We start from the raw sequence: 17677 nt of genomic DNA, 5'->3' as shown, positions 1-17677 counted from the left end.
CTACAGCGCGCTTTCACCTTCGTGCTGGAAGCCGAGATAGCTCGCCGCGACCCGCTCGTTCGCGGCGATGTCGCTGGCCTTGCCGCTCAGCACGAACTCGCCGAGCTCCATCACGTAAGCCCGGTCCGCGATCTTCAGCGCGGCCTGCGCGTTCTGCTCGACCAGCAGCACGGAGACGCCGCTGGCGCGGAGCTCAGTGACGATGCGGAAGATATCGGCGACGATGATCGGGGCGAGGCCGAGGCTCGGCTCGTCCAACATCAACAGTTTCGGCTCGCCCATCAGTGCGCGGCCCATCGCGAGCATCTGCTGCTCGCCGCCCGACAGCGTCCCGGCGAGCTGCTTGCGGCGCTCCTTCAGCCGTGGAAACAGCGCGTAGACCCGCTCGATCGAGGACTTGGCACGGCTGCGCTCGATGCGGAAGGCCCCTAACTCGAGATTGTCCTCGACATTCATGGTCACGAACAATTCGCGGTGCTCGGGAACGAGGCCGAGGCCCATCGCGACGCGATCCTCGATGTCGAGCCGGGCCAGATCCTGCCCGGCAAAGGCGACGCGGCCTTTCAGCGGCAGGATGCCCATGATGGCGGATAGCAGCGTGGTCTTGCCGGCGCCGTTGGCGCCGACGATGGTGACGATCTGGTTGGCGCCGACCTCGAGCGAGACCGAGCGCACGGCCTCGACCTTGCCATAGGCGACATGGGCGTCGGTGACGGACAACAGCGCGCTCATGCCGCCACTCCGAGATAGGCCTTGATCACTTCGGGATTGGTCTTGATCGTGGCGGGGGTGCCTTCGGCGATCTTGGTGCCGAAATCGAGTACCACGATGCGATCGGCGAGGTTCATGACGAAGCCCATGTCGTGCTCGACCAGCAGCACACTCATGCCGCCGTCGCGCAAGTCGCGCAGCAGTGTCGCAAGCCGCTGCTTCTCCATGTGGCGCAGGCCCGCGGCGGGCTCGTCGAGCAGCAGCAGCATCGGATCGACGCAAAGCGCCCGCGCGATCTCGACGATGCGTTGCTGCCCCAGCGAAAGCGAGCCTGCGAGCTGGTGCATCTGCTCGGTGAGGCCGACGCGCTCGATCTGGCGGGCGGCCTCCGCAAGCAGTTTTGCCTCGTCAGCGCGATCGAGCCGCAGCATCGAGGAGATCGGCCCGGCATGGCCGCGCAGATGCGCGCCGATCGCGACGTTTTCCAGCACGGTCATGTCGGGGACCAGCTTCACATGCTGGAAAGTCCTGCTGATGCCGAGCTTGACGATCTCCTGCGGCGGCGCCTTGTCGACCTTCTTGCCCAGCACCGAGATCGAGCCTGCCGTGGCCGACAGCACGCCGGTGATCAGGTTGAAGGTTGTGCTCTTGCCGGCGCCGTTCGGGCCGATCAGCGCGACGATCTCGCGGGCCTGGACGTCGAAGGAGACGTTGTTGACGGCGACGACGCCGCCGAACTGTTTTCGCGCCTTGTCGACCTGGAGCAGGATGCTTCCTTCGCCAGGCGCGCGGGGACGCTGCTCGAGCTTCAGGGAGGTGTCGGGCTTCTTGCCTCCGGCGCGCTCGGGCAGGAAGGAGATCAGCCAGGGCCAGAGGCCGCCGGGCGCAAGCTGCAGCAGGGCGACCAGCATGATGCCGAACACGATGGTCTCGACCTGTCCGGAGCCGGGCAGGATCAGTGGCAAATAGCTTTGCAGCACCTCTTTGAGGACCACGACGATCGCCGCGCCCAGAACGCCGCCCCAGACATAGCCGGCGCCGCCGACCACCGCGATGAAGAGATATTCGATGCCGGCCTGCGCGCCGAACGGCGTCGGGTTTACGGCGCGCTGGAGATGCGCGTAGAGCCACCCCGAAAGGCCGGCCAGCACGGCGGCATGGATGAACACCAGCAATTTGGCGCGGGGCGTGTGCACGCCGAACGCCTCGGCCGCGACATGGCCGCGGCGCAGCGCGCGGATGGCGCGGCCGGTGCGGGAATCCAGCAGGTTCATCGTCAGCAGTGCCGAGAGGATCACGGCGCCCCAGATCGCGTAATAGATCGAGCCGGGCGAGAGCATCTTGAACGTGCCGATCGACAGCGGCGGGATCGCCGAGATGCCGTCGTTGCGGCCGAGAAATTCCAGCTTGCTGAACAGATAGAACAGGCCGAGCCCCCAGGCGAGCGTGCCGAGCGGCAGGTAATGGCCGGAGAGGCGGACGGTGATCAGACCGAGCAGCACCGCCAATGATCCGCTGACCGCCAGCGATAGCGGCAGCGTCAGCCAGGGCGACAGGCCGTAGGCCGTCGACAGCACCGCGGTGGTATAGGCGCCGAAGCCGACGAAGGCTGCTTGTCCGAAAGAGGTCAGGCCGCCGACGCCGGTCAGCAGCACGAGGCCCATCGCGACCAGCGCGGTAAGGCCGATATTGTCGAGCAGCACGATCCAGAACGGGGGCATGCCCGGGACAAACGGGATCGCCGCCATCACGAGTGCGAAGACGAGAATGGGAAGCCGGCTCTGCATCTTAGCCTCAGTCCTTCTCTTCCTCGACCGCCGGCGCGGCGAGCGAGCGCAGCAGCAGCACGGGGATCAAGAGCATGAAAACGATCACCTCCTTGTAGTTGGAGGCATAGAAGGACGAGAACGCCTCGACGAGGCCGACCACCAGCGCCGCGACGGCGGTCAAGGGGTAGCTGACGAGGCCGCCGATGATCGCGGCGACGAAACCTTTCAGGCCGATCAGGAAGCCCGAATCGTAATAGAGCGTCGTGATCGGCACGATCATGATGCCCGACAGCGCGCCGATGACGGACGCCAGTAGAAAAGCGATCTGCCCCGACAACGTGGTGCGGATGCCCGCGAGCCGCGCCCCGAGCCGGTTCACGGCGGTCGCGCGCAGCGCCTTGCCGTAGAGCGTCAGGCCGAAGAACAGCCAGAGCCCGACGATGAAGGCAACGGTGATGCCGTAGACGGTGAGGCTCTGGCCGGTGAAGCGCAGCGCGCCGGCTGTGAAGGCGCCGGACAGCACGGCGGGGCCGCGCTGGCCTTCGGCGCCGAAGAACAGGAGGCCGAGGCCCTGCAGCGCGAGGTGGACGCCGACGGAGGCGATCAGCAGCACCAGCACCGAGGTGTGCGCCAGCGGCTGGAACGCGATGCGGTAGAGATAGAGGCCGATCATCGCGACGATCACCAGCGACAACACGATGCAGATTGCGACCGGCGGCTTCTGGGCCGCGAAGTACACGGTCAGCGCCAGCACGATGGAAGGCAGCACGATGTTGGTAACAACGCTGCGCAGGACCAGCCGCCCGTGCAGCGCCTTGCGCGCCACGATCAGGTCGAAGGCGAAGGCACCGATACCGAGCGCCAGCGCCAGCTTTGCCGTTCCCGGCATCTGGCCCGCGGCCAGCGAGGCGTAGGTCAGCGCGCCGTAGGTGACGAATTCGCCCTGGGGAATGAGGATCACGCGGGTGACGGCGAATACCAGCACCAGCGCCAGGCCGAGCAGCGCATAGATCGCGCCATTGGTGATGCCGTCCTGCATCAGGAACAGCATGATGGTGGTATTCAAGACCGGACGCTCCCCCTCAAGATTACGAACCGGTCCCCTCGATTGCGGTGGACGGTTCGCTCACAGCCATTGAAAAACGCTGACGATATTTGATATGGTCTATAACAATTATCAAATATAACATCAAGGGCGGGGAACGACCCGGCCCGAATTTAGCGGGATTACGAGCACGAGGCGATGACCGTTTCCAAAACCGCTGAAAAGTCCTCTGGGAAGTCGGCCGACCCGGCCAAGGGCCGCAAAGACGCGACTGAAGTCCAGAGCGAAGCCCTTCAGCTCGGCGAGCTCTCCGAACAGCTCGGCTATGTCTTGAAGCGGGCGCAGCTCAAGGTGTTCGAGAACTTTTTGCGCTGCATGGCCTCGCTCCAGCTCACGCCGGCGCAGTTCTCCGTGCTGCTGCTGGTCGAGAAGAATCCCGGCCGTAACCAGACCGAGATCGCCTCTACGCTAGGCATCCTCAGGCCGAACTTCGTGGCGATGCTCGACAATCTCGAGAGTCGCGACCTTTGCGCGCGGATCCGCTCCACCAACGACCGCCGCTCGCACATCCTGGTGCTGACCGACAAGGGCAAGGCCGTGCTGGCCCGCGCCAAGAAGCTCGTTGCCACCAAGCACGAGGCGCGGCTGAACGAACTGCTCGGCCAGGCCAACCGCGAAGCCCTCCTCGCGATGCTCTCGAAGATCGCGAGCGAGTTTTGAGGCGGGCAGTCACGACCTAGGTGCGCGAGCGCGACCCTGGAATCTTTCGCCGCATTTGCGTGGTCGCCTTGCCCCGGCTTGACTAGCTTCTGTCGCGGGCATCCGCGTCTCTTCTCTCACTCCGTCATGCCTGGGCGATCCGCCGGACAGCTGCGCGGTCGCGCTTTGGTGGCGCGTCACTCGCGTCCGGAATGGCGGACGAGCCTGATGGCGGAGTGCGAGGGCGTGAGTTCCGAGGGGGGCGAGCGGTATGATGCGCCGCATGTAGAAAATGATGCTTGAAACATCATTTCGTGCGTCCTAAGCTTGGCAAATCAACCATTGTAACTGCCACGGACATCCTGCCCCGTGATCACCGCCGCGCAGCTTCGAGCCGCCCGTGCTTTGCTCAGGATCGACCAGCGCGAACTCGCGCAGCGCTGTTCGCTGTCGCTGCCGACGATCCAGCGTATGGAGGCCTCCGAAGGGGTGATCCGCGGCAATGTCGATTCCCTGGTGAAGCTGGTTGAAGCGCTATCGGCTGCCGGCATCGAGCTGATTGCCGAGGGGGCGGTGTCGAGCGCCGGGGGCCGCGGTGTGCGGCTGAAGTCTCCACCTCCAAGCGCGGGCGGCCAATCGGGATGAGGGCGCGCGCACAAATCATGATCGAGGACCGGCCATGATCGCCGTCGCGCTATGGTCGGTGGCGGCTCTGCTGGCGCTGGCGCCTGCGGGAGTCGTGCTGTCGACGCGCCCGCGCGGCTCGATCATCCTTTACGGCGGATGCCTGATCGGCACATCGACGCTCTGTGTCACGGCGCTGTCCGCTCTGCTCTATTCCCCTCAGTTGGCGCCGAGCGCGATACTGCCGATCGGATTGCCGTGGCTCGGTGCTCATTTCCGGCTCGATGCACTGTCCGCCTTCTTCCTCGTCGTCGTCAATCTAGGCGGCGTCGCTGCGAGTCTGTTCGCGATCGGTTACGGCCAGCACGAGGATTCCCCCGGCCGCGTGCTGCCGTTCTATCCCGCCTACCTCGCAGCGATGAACGTCGTCGTGCTGGCAAACGATGCCTTCAGCTTCCTGGTCGCCTGGGAATTCATGTCGCTGACCTCCTGGGCGATGGTCGTATCGCATCACCGGGACGCAGAGAATGTCCGCGCCGGCTACGTCTATCTTCTGATGGCAAGTTTCGGCACGCTGGCGCTGCTGCTCGCCTTCGGCCTGCTCGCGAGCAACGCCGGTTACGATTTCGATGCGATCCGAGCCTCGCATCCTTCCGCTGCGCTGACCGGCACGGTGGTCATCCTCGTGCTGCTGGGGGCCGGCTCCAAGGCTGGCTTGGTGCCGCTGCACGCTTGGCTGCCGCTCGCCCATCCCGCGGCGCCCAGCCACGTCTCCGGCCTCATGAGCGGGGTCATGACCAAGGTCGCCGTCTACGGCTTCGTGCGCATCGTCTTCGATCTTGTGCCCGAACCGGTGTGGTGGTGGAGCATGGTGGTGCTGCTGGTCGGCGGTCCGACGGCGACGCTGGGCGTGCTCTATGCGCTGATGCAGCGCGATATCAAGCGCGTGCTCGCCTATTCAACGATTGAGAACATCGGCATCATCTTCACCGGCCTCGGGCTGGCGCTGGCTTTCAAGGCGGAAGGGCTCGACTGGGTGGCGGCGCTCGCCTTCACCGCGGCGATGATGCATGTGTTCAATCATGCGCTGTTCAAGAGCCTGTTGTTCTTCGGCGCCGGCGCGGTGCTGGGAGCGACCGGCGAGCGCGACATGGAGAAGCTCGGCGGGCTGATCCATCGCATGCCGAAGACGGCGTTTGTGATGCTGGTCGGCTGCGTCGCGATCTCGGCATTGCCGCCGTTCAACGGCTTCGTTTCGGAATGGCTGATCTTCCAGGCGATCCTGCTTTCACCGCAACTGCCCTCTTGGGGTCTCAAGCTCGTCATCCCGGCGGTCGGGGGTTTGCTGGCGCTCGCGGCCGCCTTTGCCGCGGCCTGCTTCGTCAAGCTCTTTGGCATCAGCTTTCTCGGTCGGCCGCGTTCGGACGTCGCGGCGTCAGCGCATGAGACTGACCGCTTCTCGCTGACCGCGATGTTCGCGCTTGCCGCCTTCTGCCTCATTGCCGGTATCCTGCCCGGGCTGTTCATCGATGCACTGGCACCGGTGAGCAAGGATATGGTCGGCAACATCATGCCGCATCAAGTCGGATTGCAGTGGCTCACCATCGTGCCGATTGCGGAAAGCCGCAGCTCCTATAACGGCCTCCTGGTGTTCCTGTTCGTGGTACTCTGCGGCACGGCGGCGGCGTCAGCCATTCACCGTCTCGCCTCCGACCGCTTACGCCGCGCACCCGCCTGGGATTGCGGCTATCCCGACGCGAACCCGGCGATCCAGTACTCAGCCTCCAGCTTCTCGCAGCCGATCCGCCGTGTGTTCGGCAGCGTCGTCTTTGGCGCACGCGAGATCGGCGAGATGCCGCCGCCGTCCTCGCCGCTTCCTGCGCGGCTCCAGGTCGAACTGCACGATCGGATCTGGGATTGGCTGTACGCGCCGATCGCGAGGGCCATCGGCTTTGCGACGGAGCGCATCAATATCCTGCAGTTCCTCAGCATCCGCCGCTACCTGACGCTGGTATTCGTGGCGCTGGTCGTGCTGCTGCTGGTGGTGGCACTATGAACGGGCTGCGCGACATCCTCTCCCAGGGCGCGCAGATGTCGCTGGTGCTGGGACTCGCGCCGCTGCTGACGGGTTTCGTGCGGAAGGTGAAGGCTCGGCTGCTACGGCGGCGTGGACCGCCGCTGCTCCAACCCTATCGCGACCTCGTCCGCCTGATGCGCAAGGACGTCGTGCTCGCGGACAACGCATCCTGGCTGTTTCGCGTCATTCCCTATCTGATGTTCGCGGGCACCTGGGTCGCCGCCTCGCTGGTGCCGACTTTCGGCAATGGTCTGTTGTTCTCCTGGACCGCCGATCTCATCGCCATCACTGCGCTGCTCGGCAGCGCTCGTTTCTTCCAGGCGCTCGCCGGCATGGACGTCGGAACCGCCTTCGGCGGCATCGGCTCCAGCCGTGAGGTGATGATCGCCTCCCTCGCCGAGCCCGCGATGCTGATCACCGCGTTCTCGGTGGCAATGATCGCCGGCTCGACGCAGCTGCCCACGGTGGCCGAGTTCATGGGCTCGGACGCGGTCGGTCTGCGTGTGTCGTTGGGAATGGCGTTCGTGGCGCTGACCATCGTGGCGCTGGCGGAGAATGCCCGTATCCCGGTCGATAACCCCGCCACCCATCTCGAGCTCACCATGGTGCACGAGGCCATGGTGCTGGAATATTCAGGGCGGCATCTCGCGCTGATCGATTTGTCGTCGCAGCTCAAGCTTCTGCTCTACGTCTCGCTGATCGCCTGCGTGTTCCTGCCATGGGGCACGGCGACTGCGGATGCGAGCGTTGCAAGGCTCGCGCTTGGCACACTGGTCTATTTCGGCAAGCTGACGGTCCTCGGCTTCCTGCTTGCCGTGTTCGAGACCGCAATCGCCAAGATGCGCGTGTTCCGGATTCCGGAGTTCTTGGGCGCGGCGCTGATGCTGGCATTGCTTGCCACCCTGTTGCGCTTCGTGTCGGGGAGCCTCTGAGAGATGAGCAGCCTGCAATTCGACATCGCCCATCTGCTCGCCGGCTCGCTCGTGCTGGCGAGCTTCATGATGCTCTATCAGGATCGGCTCTATGCGCTGCTGAATGTCTATGCGCTGCATGCCGGCGTGCTGGCGCTATCGGTGGCCTGGCAGGCCTATGTGCAGCAAGCGCCGCATCTCTATATCACGGCGCTGATCGCGTTGGCCTTCAAGGCCATCATCATCCCCGTGGCGCTGCACCGGATCATCAAGCGGCTCGGTATCCACCGCGAGATCGAGAACGTGATCGGCGTCGGGCTGACCATGATGGCCGGCATAGGACTCGTCGCGCTGTCGATGGTGGTGATGTTGCGGGTGACGCCGGGCGCCGACGCGCTCGCGCGCGAGGATCTCGCCTTCGCGCTGTCGGTGGTGCTGCTGGGTCTCCTGATCATGGTTACGCGACGCAACGCGGTGAGCCAGGTCGTCGGCTTCATGTCGCTGGAGAACGGCTTGGTGCTGGCGGCAACCGGCGCCAAGGGTATGCCGCTGGTGGTCGAGATCAGCGTCGCCTTCTCGGTGCTGATCGCTTTCATCGTGATCGGGATCTTCCTGTTCCGCATCCGCGAGCGTTTCGACAGCGTGGACGTACAGGCGCTCGATCGCTTCAGGGGAGAGCGGCGATGACGCTCGATGCGCTCGGTGCGATCCTGCTGATCCCGACCATCTCGGCCGCTCTGCTCGCGATCCTGCCTGGCTACATGCTGGCGGCGAGGCTCAACATCGCCGCGGCGCTCGCGACCTTCCTCACTTCGCTGTCGCTGTTCGTGATCGAGCCGACGTCGGGGCAATATCTGCTGCTCGACGACCTTAACAAGGTCTTCATAGTTCTGACGACCTTCATCGGCTTCACGACGTCGGTCTTCAGCGCGAGCTACATCCACCACGAGATCGAGACCGGGCGCTTGACGCCGGCCTTTCTGCGTTTCTATCACGCGATGTACCAGATGCTGATGTTCGCGATGAACCTCGCGCTCGTCGCCAACAATATCGGCCTGATGTGGGTCGCGGTCGAGGTGGCGACGCTGACGACCGTGCTGATGGTCGGCATCTACCGCACCCATGAGGCGCTGGAAGCCGCATGGAAATACTTCATCCTCGGTAGCGTCGGCATCGCGCTCGCGCTGTTCGGCACGATCCTGGTCTATATGGCGGCCCGCCCCGCGGTGGGCGAGGGGCTGGACGGAATGGTATGGACGGTGCTGGTGAAGCACGCCGCACAGTTCGACCCGGCGTTGCTCAACGTCGCCTTCGTTTTCCTCCTGCTCGGCTACGGCACCAAGGTCGGCCTCGCGCCGTTGCACGCCTGGCTGCCGGATGCGCATGCCGAGGGCCCGACGCCGATCTCGGCGGTGCTGTCCGGCCTGTTGCTCAACGTCGCGCTCTATGCGCTGCTGCGCTTCAAGATGATGCTCGCGGTCAACTCCGAGGCGATCGCGCCGGGTCCGCTGATGGTGACCATGGGCCTGATCTCGGTGATCTTCGCCGCGCTGATGCTGTACCGGCGCCGCGACATCAAGCGGATGTTCGCCTATTCCTCGATCGAGCATATGGGCATCATCGTCTTCGCCTTCGGCATGGGCGGCCCGCTCGCGAATTTCGCGGGTCTGTTGCACATGGCCATGCATTCGCTGACCAAGTCGGCTATCTTCTTCGCCGTCGGCCATATCGCACAGGTCAAGGGCACACAGAAGATCGCCGATATCGGCGGCCTCACGACGACCAACCCGGTGCTCGGGTGGGGCCTGATGCTCGGCGTCATCGCCATCGTCGGGCTGCCGCCGCTCGGCATCTTCATGAGCGAGTTTCTAGTGGTGAGCTCGACTTTCGCCCGCGCGCCCTGGCTGACGGTGATCCTGGTGCTTGGCATCATCATCGCGCTCGGCGGGCTTTTCCTGCGGGTCGGCGTGGTGATGTTCGGCGAGCCCAAGGGCAAGACCGCACCCGCGGAAGCCTCCTACGTGCCGATGTTCACGCACCTCGGATTGGTGCTGATGGCCGGCATCTATCTGCCGCCGGTGCTGGTCACCGGCTTCCAGAACGTCGCGAAGCTCCTGGGATAGGCGATGGGCATCCTCGACAGCATCCCCCACGTCAATGCGGTGTCGTCGCACCGGCCCTGGCCGCGCGCCGTCGTGACGGAGGCGGGCTGGCAGGCAGCGATCGATCGGCTCGTCGAGGGGGGCCTCACACTGCTCGGCTTCTGGGGCGAGCCGACCGCGGTGCATATGGCGATGCTCGATGGAGGCTCAGCCGCGATCGCAGTCGTCACCTACGAGTGTCCGGCCGGCACATTTCCAAGCGTCGCCAACCGCCATCCGCCGGCGCTTCGGCTGGAACGGACCATCCATGATCTGTTCGGGCTTGTTCCGACCGGCGCGGACGATCTGCGGCCATGGCTCGACCACAATGCCTGGGGCCAATCCCATCCGCTCTCCGGCCGCAACGCATCGCGCGAGGTGCGGCCATATCAATTTCTGCCGGCCGAGGGCGAGGCGCTGCACCAGGTGGCGGTCGGCCCGGTCCATGCCGGGATCATCGAGCCCGGCCATTTCCGCTTCACCGCCAATGGCGAACACGTGGTGCGGCTGGAGCAGCGGTTCGGCTACACCCACAAGGGCATCGAGTCGCTGATGCAGGGTGCGAGCCTCGAGGCCGCGGCAAAGCTCGCCAGCCGCACTTCCGGCGACAGCACCGTCGCCTATGCCTTCGCCTTTGCGTGTGCCGTGGAAGCAGCCCTGCAGATCGAGGCGCCGAGGCGAGCGACGCTCTTGCGAGCGCTGATGGCGGAGCTGGAGCGGCTCGCCAATCATTTGGGCGACATCGGGGCCATCTGCAACGACGCCTCGTTCGCGCTGATGCATGCCCAGACCGGCATTTTGCGTGAGCGCTGCTTGCGCGCTGCGGACGTCGCGTTCGGCCATCGCCTGATGATGGACGTCATCGTGCCCGGTGGCGTGACGCGTGACATTGAGCCGGACGGCGTGTCCGCGCTCGGCGCGCTGCTCGCGGAGCTACGCAAGGTCTTTCCGCGCTTGATCGAGCTCTATGACAATACGGCGTCCTTGCAGGACCGCACCGTCACCACAGGCATCGTGAAGGCGGAATATGCGCGTCAGTTTGGCGCCGGCGGTTATGTCGGCCGCGCCTCGGGCCGCGATTTTGACGCGCGGCGGGCGCTGGCCTACATGCCTTACGGCGCGCTATCGTTCGAGGTGCCGGTCCTGCAGGCCGGTGACGTGAATGCGCGGGTCTGGATCCGAATTCGCGAGGTCGAGCAGAGCGTCGCGTTGATCGAGCAGATTCTCGACCAGCTTGGGCCGGGCGGGCTCGAAACCGCGCTGCCAGCCGGGACCGGCGGCGCTGCCCGTGAAGGCATGGCGCTCACCGAGGCCTTCCGCGGCGACGTTCTGGTGTGGCTGCGGCTCGATGGCGAATTGCGCGTCGAACGCTGCCACCTGCGCGACGCGTCGTGGTTCCAGTGGCCGCTGCTGGAAGCCGCGATCGAAGGCAACATCATTGCCGACTTTCCGCTCTGCAATAAGTCGTTCAACTGTTCCTATTCGGGCGTGGACCTCTAAGCCATGCGCAAGACCCTGCTCGAAAGCCTCACCCATGGTTCGCTGACGGAGCCCGCTCCGGCGCCGGACGGTTCCGCGCTGGCCGAGCTTGCAGCGAAGGTCGACCGTGCTGCCCAGGCCCGGCTTGGGCGTTCTCTTGCCATTCGTGAGGTCGACGCCGGATCCTGTAATGGCTGCGAACTGGAGATCCATGCGCTTTCCAACGCCTTTTATGACGTCGAACGTTTCGGCCTGCGTCTCGTCGCCTCGCCACGTCATGCCGACGTGCTGCTGGTCACGGGTCCCGTGACGAAGAACATGCGAGAAGCGCTGGAGCGGACTTACAACGCGACGCCAGATCCGAAATGGGTCGTCGCGGTCGGCGGTTGTGCGATCGATGGCGGTATTTTCAGGGACAGCTACGCCTGCGTCGGCGGCGTATCCGAGACCGTTCCGGTGGATCTGCACATCAAGGGCTGCCCGCCGTCACCGACGGACTTGTTGAAGGGGCTGCTCGCGCTGCTGGAGCACGTCGGCGGCGAACGGTAATCCGCGCAGACTCCGTCATGTCGGGCCAAGCCGCGACCGCGTCGAACAGGGCGGGCTCTAATCGACCAGGATCACTCTGATGTCATTGACGTTCGTCAGCGTCGGGCCCGGCAGCAGCAGGTCGCCGGTCGCCTCGAAGAACGTCGTGGCGTCGTTGTTGTCGAGATAGGCCTGCGGCTGCAGCGCTAGCGCCTTCATCTTCGCGAACGTCGCCGCGTCGATCAGCGCACCGGCGGGGTCGGTCGGGGTGCCGGCACCGCCGTCGGCACCGTCGGTGTCGCCCGCCAGCGCCGAAATGTCCGGCGTGTCCTTGAGCAGGCTGGCGAGCGCCAGCGCGTATTCCTGGTTCGGGCCGCCGCGCCCCTGGCCGCGCACGGTCACCGTGAGCTCGCCGCCGGAGAGGATGGCGAGGCGCTTGCCCTGCGCGCGCGCATCCAGCGCCAGCCGGGCGTGCGCGGCCGCGACCTCGCGCGCTTCGCCTTCGAGGTCGGCGCCGAGGTCGATCGTCTCGTAGCCGGATTCGCGCGCGAGCTTCACCGCGGCGTCGAGCGACTGCTTGGGCCGCGCGATCAGTTCGAAATGCGCGCGGGCGAAGGCGGCATCATCGGGCTTGCAGCTTTCGTTGCGGGGATCGTCGAGCGCGTGGCGAACGGCATCGTCGATGTCGAGCTTGTATTTCGCGACGATGGCGCGCGCATCAGCCAGCGTGGTCGGATCGGGTACGGTCGGACCGGAGGCGATTGCGGAAGGATCGTCATGCGGCACATCCGAGATCGCGAGCGTCACGATCTCGGCGGCATTCCTGCCGGCGCGTGCCAGCCGGCCGCCCTTGATCCGCGACAGATGTTTCCTGACGGTATTCATCTCGCCGATCGGCGCGCCCGAGCGCAGCAGCGCCTTGTTGACCGCCTGCTTCTGCGCGAAGCTGATGCCCTCGCTCGGCGCGATCCAGTTGGCCGAGCCGCCGCCGGTGAGCAGCACCAGGAGCAGATCGTCCGGCCCGGCCTCGCCTGCGAGCGCGAGCGTGTCGGCGGCGCCCTTCAGGCCGGCCTCGTCCGGAACGGGATGCCCGGCTTCGACCACGCGGATGCGGCGCGTCGGCACGCCGTAGCCGTGACGCGTGGTGGCGATGCCGACGATGCGTTCCGGTGCGAGGTGGAGCGTGTCGAGATAGTGCCGCTCGGCGGCCGCGGCCATGGCACCCGCGCCCTTGCCGGCGGCAAGGCAGATCACGCGTCCCTTGGGCGCGGGCGGCAGGTGCGGCGCCAGCACCACATTGGGATGGGCGGCGGCGACGGCGGCGTCGTAGAGCGCACGGAGCAGGGGACGTCGGTCGGTCATGACGATGGCCTTCGGCAGACATGAGACTGGCGGCCAAGGCCGCCGTTCACCTGCCTACCGCATCGGGCGCCAAAGCGTAAGCCGGCTTTGCCGTCATTCGATTGTGCAATCGCGTGATCATAATCGGCGGGCAAGCAAAAGCCCCCTGCGACGGGGTCGCAGGGGGCTGGTTTCTTGCTTGAGACGGTTAGCCGCCGGCTTCGGCGTTGATCACGTCGCCGAACAGCTCCCACCGCTCGCCCTTGAAGCGCTGCAGCTGCAGTGAGCTGATCGGTGCGAAATCGGTCGGCGACGTGTTGATCTTGATGCCGGGCAGCAGCACCTCGGTGCGGAAGTCCTTCAGGCTGGCCGCCTGCTTCATGACGTTCGCGCGTGTGAGGTCGTCGCCGCAATTCTTGAGCACCTGGACCAGCGTCTGGGCCACGCCGTAGCCGACGATCGTGCCGTTGTCGGTCTTGTCGCCTTCGGGAAAGTACTTCGCCATGAAGTCGAGGAAGCCCTTCATGCCGGCATCATTGGCCCATTGCCTGTCGGTGGTGTCTTTCAGATAGGCCGCCGAGATGATGCCTTGTGCGTTCTCGAAGCCTGCCGGCTTGATGACGCTGCCGACGGAAGCCGAGACGTTGTTAAGGAAGTGAGTCGGCTTCCAGCCGATCTCGGCATTCTTCTTGATCGCCTGCGCCGCGAATTTCGGCGTGGTGATGTTGACGAAGATGTCGGCGCCGGTCGCCTTCAGCTTGACGATGTGGTTGTCAATGGTCGGCTCCGACGTCTCGTAGCTCTCCTCGGCCACGATCATGCTCGCGGCCTTCGAGCCGAGACCGTCCTTCAGGCCCTTGAGATAATCCTTGCCGTAATCGTCATTCTGAAACAGGACGGCGATCTTCGCGTTCGGCATCTCCTTCAGGATGTACTTCGCGTAGATCTGCGTTTCGCTCTGATAGTTGGGCTGCCAGCCCATGGTCCACGGAAAGTCCTTCGGATCGTTCCACTTGGTGGCGCCGGTGGCGACGAACAGCTGCGGGACCTTCTTCGAGTTCATGTACTTCTGGATCGCCGAGTTCGGCGGGGTGCCGAGCGAATTGAAGATCAGCAGCACCTCGTCGCTCTCGACCAGCTTGCGCGCCTGCTCCACCGTCTTCGGTGGCGAATAGGCGTCGTCGTAGCTGATGAAATTGATCTTGCGGCCGTTGATGCCGCCCTCTTCGTTGATCTTCTTGAAATAGGCGGCCTCGGTCCGCCCGATGATGCCGTAGGCGGAGGCCGGTCCGCTGTAGGGCATGATGTTGCCGATCTTGATCTCGGTATCGGTCGCGCCGGTATCGTATTTTTTCTGGGCAAGAGCGGCACTCGTCGAGGCCGCGAAAACTGCGAGCGCAATGGATGCGGCCGCAAGTTTGCTGGTGACAGCAGGCATTCCTATCTCCCTATTTTTCTTGATGTGCGCGTCCTTGTTCTTGTGTCGCTCTTCTTGCCGACGCGATCGGGATTGAACCCGATTTGGCCGGAACCTTCAAGGAAAAGCCCCTGCAACCGTGTCGCAGGGGCTACTTCTTTAGTAGTCATGCGCGATGATGGACCCTCATCCGCCGACGTCGCCACTGATGACGTCGCCGAAAAGCTCCCAGGTTTCACCCTTGAATCGTTCCAGCCGCAGCTGCGAGAGCGGCGCGAAGTCGGTAGGGCTTGTGTTTACCTTGACTCCTGGAAGCAGTCCGTGGGGTTCGAAATCTCTCATACTCGCGGCCTGCTTCATCACGTTCGCGCGGGTCAGATCGTCGCCGCAAGCCTTCAGCACATGTACCAGTCCCTGTGCGACGATGTAGCCGTACATGACGGAGGCGTCCGCGCGGTTCGCCTCGGGATAGTACTTGTCCAGGAATTCATTCCAGGCCTTCATGCTCGGATCGTTCGTCCATTGCGGATCAGTCGGATCCTTGAAATATTGCGAGGAGATGATGTCCTGCGCGTTCTCGAAACCTGCGGGCTTGATCACGCTGCCGATCGATGCCGACACGTTGTTGAGGAAGTGCAGTGGCTTCCAGCCGACCTCGGCGTTCTTCTTGATCGCCTGGGCCGCGAATTTCGGTGTCGTGATGTTGAAGAACACGTCGGCGCCCGTCGACTTCATCTTGACGATATGGGAATCGATCGTCGGTTCGGAGACTTCGTAGCTTTCCTCGATCACGATCATCGAGGAACCTTTGGCGCCAAGTCCATCCTTGAAGCCCTTGAGATAGTCCTTGCCATAGTCGTCGTTCTGATAGAGCACGGCGATCTTGGAGTCCGGGTGGTTCTTCAGCATGTACTTGGCATAGATTTGCGCTTCGCTCTGGTAGTTGGGCTGCCAGCCCATGGTCCAGGGAAATTCCTTCGGGTCGTTCCACTTGGTGGCACCTGTGGCGACGAACAATTGCGGCACTTTCTTCGAATTCATGTATTTCTGGATTGCCGAGTTGGGCGGTGTCCCGAGGGAGTTGAAGATCAGCAGCACCTCGTCGCTCTCCACGAGCTTGCGCGCCTGCTCCACCGTCTTCGGCGGCGAGTAGGCATCGTCATAGCTGATGAAGTTGATCTTGCGGCCGTTGATGCCGCCTTCCGCATTGATCTTGCGGAAATACGCCTCCTCGGTCTTGCCGATCACGCCGTAAGCGGACGCGGGGCCGCTGTAAGGCATGATGTTGCCGATCTTGATTTCGGTGTCGGACGCGCCAGTGTCGTATTTCTTCTGCGCGAACGCTGCCGTGGACAGGGTGGCAGCCAGCACGAGGGCGGCCGAGAAGGCCCCCAATCGCACATGCATTGCAGGCATCTTGCTCTCCCTAGCTCGGTTTGAATGTGTCGATTGTTCTTGTTGGGAGCGATCATTGCGCGCCGCTCCGGCACGCATTGAATACCCTTCTCAGGCGCCCAGCAAGGAGAACGCCCAGCCGGCGCGATCGCGGCGAGCTGCTTCTTTTTCGAGGGGATGCGGAATATTCCGGCGCGCGAGATCAAGCGCGTCGCCGCTCACCCACGCGTAAATTGTCTTATCAAGCAGACGCAATTTTCAATTGCGCCTTTGCCTGGCTTCAATGCCCGATCTCGCTGGAGATGACGTCGCCGAACAACTCCCATTTCCGGCCCTTGAAGCGCATCATTTGCAGCTGCTCGATCGGGGCGAAATTGTCCGGCGCGGTGTTGATCTTGATGCCGGGCAGCAGCGTGTCGGGCTCGAAATCCTTCAAGGAAGCTGCCTGCTTCATGACGTTCTCGCGGGTGAGATCGTCGCCGCACATCTGCAGCACCTTCACCATCGTCTGTGCGGCGGCGTAGCCGAACACGACACCGGCATCGAGCTTGTTGGCCTTGGGATCGTATTGCGCGAGGAAGTCATAGAACTTCTTCATGCCGTCATCGGCATTCCACTGCGGATCGGAGCCGTCCTTGAGGTAGCTCGCCGACAGGATGCCCTGGGAGATCTCGAGGCCGGCCGGCTCGATCACGCCGCCGACGGAGGCCGAGACGTTGGAGACGATGTAGACCGGATGCCAGTTGATCTCTGCCGCCTTCTTGATCGCCTGCGCGGCGAACTTCGGGGTGGTGATGCTGATGAAGACGTCGGCGCCCGAGGCCTTCAGCTTCACGATGTGCTCGTCGATCGCGGGCTCGGAGGTGTCGTAGGCCTCCTGTAGCACGATCATCGAGGCTTTGGCGCCGAGGCCGTCCTTCAGCCCCTTCAGATAGTCCTTGCCGAAATCGTCGTTCTGGTAGAGCACGCCGATCTTTCCGTCCGGCTTCTCCTTCGTGATGTACTTGGCATAGATGCGCGCCTCGCTCGCGTAGCTCGGCTGCCAGCCCATGGTCCAGGGATATTGCTTGGGATCGTTCCACTTCGAGGCGCCGCTCGCGACGAACAATTGCGGCACCTTCTTCTCGTTCATGTATTTGCGGATGGCGCTGTTGGTGGAGGTGCCGAGCGAGCCGAAGATCAAGAGCACCCCGTCGCTCTCGACCAGCTTGCGCGCCTGCTCCACCGTCTTCGGCGGCGAATAGGCGTCATCATAGGAAATGAACGTGATCTTGCGGCCGTTGACGCCGCCTTCGGCATTGATCTTGTTGAAATAGGCTTCTTCGGCCTTGCCGATCGCGGCGTAGGCCGAGGCCGGGCCGCTATAGGGCATGATGTTGCCTATTCTGATCTCAGTATCGGAAGCGCCGCTGTCGTATTTCGCCTGCGCCAGTGCCGGGCTGTCCATCGCAGTGCACAACGCGACCGCGGCCAGAAGCGCCGCAACCTGACATCGAACGGCAGTCATCATTCTCCCACCCCGAGTTGGATCGGCGCCGCA

General features: G+C 64.1%; 15 protein-coding genes. 8 read left to right on the top strand and 7 right to left on the bottom strand.

The genetic code is table 11. The features are described 5' to 3' along the window. From UNPA324_RS00985 to UNPA324_RS00975, 3 genes are read right to left on the bottom strand one after another with little or no spacing between them, the layout of a single operon-like run. On the bottom strand, positions 1-732 hold the full coding sequence (locus UNPA324_RS00985; protein ID WP_128922223.1) for an ABC transporter ATP-binding protein: 732 nt from the start codon (positions 730-732) through the stop codon (positions 1-3). Then, a complete protein-coding gene (locus tag UNPA324_RS00980; RefSeq protein ID WP_141933005.1) occupies positions 729-2498 on the bottom strand; it encodes a branched-chain amino acid ABC transporter ATP-binding protein/permease in 1770 nt (589 codons plus the stop codon). The genes UNPA324_RS00985 and UNPA324_RS00980 overlap by 4 nt, the downstream gene beginning before the upstream one ends. Positions 2499-2505: 7 nt before the next feature. Continuing rightward, positions 2506-3546, bottom strand: a complete 1041-nt coding sequence (locus UNPA324_RS00975) for a branched-chain amino acid ABC transporter permease (RefSeq protein ID WP_181769247.1) — start codon at positions 3544-3546, stop codon at positions 2506-2508. 177 nt (positions 3547-3723) lie between these two features. On the opposite strand from UNPA324_RS00975, the gene UNPA324_RS00970 reads away from it, so the two are divergent. From UNPA324_RS00970 to UNPA324_RS00935, 8 genes are all read left to right on the top strand, one after another. Continuing rightward, complete coding sequence (locus tag UNPA324_RS00970; RefSeq protein ID WP_128922221.1) at positions 3724-4245, top strand: MarR family winged helix-turn-helix transcriptional regulator; 522 nt, start codon at positions 3724-3726, stop codon at positions 4243-4245. Positions 4246-4593: 348 nt separating this feature from the next. Continuing rightward, the gene (locus UNPA324_RS00965) at positions 4594-4869 is read left to right on the top strand and encodes a transcriptional regulator (protein ID WP_164936609.1); all 276 of its coding nucleotides are present in this window, start codon (positions 4594-4596) and stop codon (positions 4867-4869) included. Between the two features lie 34 nt (positions 4870-4903). Beyond that, the gene (gene hyfB / locus UNPA324_RS00960) at positions 4904-6904 is read left to right on the top strand and encodes a hydrogenase 4 subunit B (protein ID WP_141933004.1); all 2001 of its coding nucleotides are present in this window, start codon (positions 4904-4906) and stop codon (positions 6902-6904) included. Next, a complete protein-coding gene (locus UNPA324_RS00955) occupies positions 6901-7857 on the top strand; it encodes a respiratory chain complex I subunit 1 family protein (RefSeq protein ID WP_128922218.1) in 957 nt (318 codons plus the stop codon). The genes hyfB and UNPA324_RS00955 overlap by 4 nt, the downstream gene beginning before the upstream one ends. A gap of 3 nt (positions 7858-7860) precedes the next feature. After that, complete coding sequence (locus UNPA324_RS00950; protein WP_128922217.1) at positions 7861-8523, top strand: hydrogenase-4 component E; 663 nt, start codon at positions 7861-7863, stop codon at positions 8521-8523. After that, positions 8520-9959 carry a hydrogenase 4 subunit F gene (locus tag UNPA324_RS00945; protein WP_128922216.1) on the top strand — a complete coding sequence of 480 codons (1440 nt, stop codon included), beginning with the start codon at positions 8520-8522 and terminating at the stop codon, positions 9957-9959. Before UNPA324_RS00950 ends, UNPA324_RS00945 begins: the two co-directional genes overlap by 4 nt. A gap of 3 nt (positions 9960-9962) precedes the next feature. Further along, positions 9963-11477 carry a hydrogenase large subunit gene (locus tag UNPA324_RS00940; RefSeq protein ID WP_141933001.1) on the top strand — a complete coding sequence of 505 codons (1515 nt, stop codon included), beginning with the start codon at positions 9963-9965 and terminating at the stop codon, positions 11475-11477. A 3-nt stretch (positions 11478-11480) separates the two neighbouring features. Continuing rightward, positions 11481-12005, top strand: a complete 525-nt coding sequence (locus UNPA324_RS00935) for an NADH-quinone oxidoreductase subunit B family protein (RefSeq protein ID WP_128922214.1) — start codon at positions 11481-11483, stop codon at positions 12003-12005. A gap of 57 nt (positions 12006-12062) precedes the next feature. On the opposite strand, the gene UNPA324_RS00930 is transcribed toward UNPA324_RS00935, so the two are convergent. The 4 genes from UNPA324_RS00930 to UNPA324_RS00915 all read right to left on the bottom strand — a co-directional run bounded on the left by UNPA324_RS00930 (position 12063) and on the right by UNPA324_RS00915 (position 17644). Next, positions 12063-13346, bottom strand: a complete 1284-nt coding sequence (locus UNPA324_RS00930; protein WP_141932999.1) for a glycerate kinase type-2 family protein — start codon at positions 13344-13346, stop codon at positions 12063-12065. A gap of 187 nt (positions 13347-13533) precedes the next feature. Further along, the gene (locus UNPA324_RS00925; protein WP_141932997.1) at positions 13534-14763 is read right to left on the bottom strand and encodes an ABC transporter substrate-binding protein; all 1230 of its coding nucleotides are present in this window, start codon (positions 14761-14763) and stop codon (positions 13534-13536) included. Between the two features lie 165 nt (positions 14764-14928). After that, complete coding sequence (locus UNPA324_RS00920; protein WP_128922211.1) at positions 14929-16158, bottom strand: ABC transporter substrate-binding protein; 1230 nt, start codon at positions 16156-16158, stop codon at positions 14929-14931. Positions 16159-16417: 259 nt separating this feature from the next. After that, positions 16418-17644: an ABC transporter substrate-binding protein gene (locus UNPA324_RS00915; RefSeq protein ID WP_128922341.1), complete on the bottom strand. Its 1227-nt coding sequence runs from the start codon at positions 17642-17644 to the stop codon at positions 16418-16420. Positions 17645-17677 lie beyond the last annotated feature (33 nt).

It is taken from the genome of Bradyrhizobium sp. UNPA324, from assembly GCF_006658635.1.
GTDB classification, from domain to species: Bacteria; Pseudomonadota; Alphaproteobacteria; order Rhizobiales; family Xanthobacteraceae; genus Bradyrhizobium; species Bradyrhizobium nanningense.
This window is presented reverse-complemented; position numbering and strand designations above follow the sequence as displayed.

Coding starts and splice junctions, on each gene's coding strand:
- UNPA324_RS00955 (WP_128922218.1), top strand. CDS start 6,901: ATGAACGGGCTGCGCGACATCCTCTCCCAGGGCGCGCAGATGTCGCTG.
- UNPA324_RS00985 (WP_128922223.1), bottom strand. CDS start 732: ATGAGCGCGCTGTTGTCCGTCACCGACGCCCATGTCGCCTATGGCAAG.
- UNPA324_RS00945 (WP_128922216.1), top strand. CDS start 8,520: ATGACGCTCGATGCGCTCGGTGCGATCCTGCTGATCCCGACCATCTCG.
- UNPA324_RS00930 (WP_141932999.1), bottom strand. CDS start 13,346: ATGACCGACCGACGTCCCCTGCTCCGTGCGCTCTACGACGCCGCCGTC.
- UNPA324_RS00935 (WP_128922214.1), top strand. CDS start 11,481: ATGCGCAAGACCCTGCTCGAAAGCCTCACCCATGGTTCGCTGACGGAG.
- UNPA324_RS00980 (WP_141933005.1), bottom strand. CDS start 2,498: ATGCAGAGCCGGCTTCCCATTCTCGTCTTCGCACTCGTGATGGCGGCG.
- UNPA324_RS00970 (WP_128922221.1), top strand. CDS start 3,724: ATGACCGTTTCCAAAACCGCTGAAAAGTCCTCTGGGAAGTCGGCCGAC.
- UNPA324_RS00925 (WP_141932997.1), bottom strand. CDS start 14,763: ATGCCTGCTGTCACCAGCAAACTTGCGGCCGCATCCATTGCGCTCGCA.
- UNPA324_RS00950 (WP_128922217.1), top strand. CDS start 7,861: ATGAGCAGCCTGCAATTCGACATCGCCCATCTGCTCGCCGGCTCGCTC.
- UNPA324_RS00940 (WP_141933001.1), top strand. CDS start 9,963: ATGGGCATCCTCGACAGCATCCCCCACGTCAATGCGGTGTCGTCGCAC.
- UNPA324_RS00915 (WP_128922341.1), bottom strand. CDS start 17,644: ATGACTGCCGTTCGATGTCAGGTTGCGGCGCTTCTGGCCGCGGTCGCG.
- UNPA324_RS00920 (WP_128922211.1), bottom strand. CDS start 16,158: ATGCCTGCAATGCATGTGCGATTGGGGGCCTTCTCGGCCGCCCTCGTG.
- hyfB (WP_141933004.1), top strand. CDS start 4,904: ATGATCGCCGTCGCGCTATGGTCGGTGGCGGCTCTGCTGGCGCTGGCG.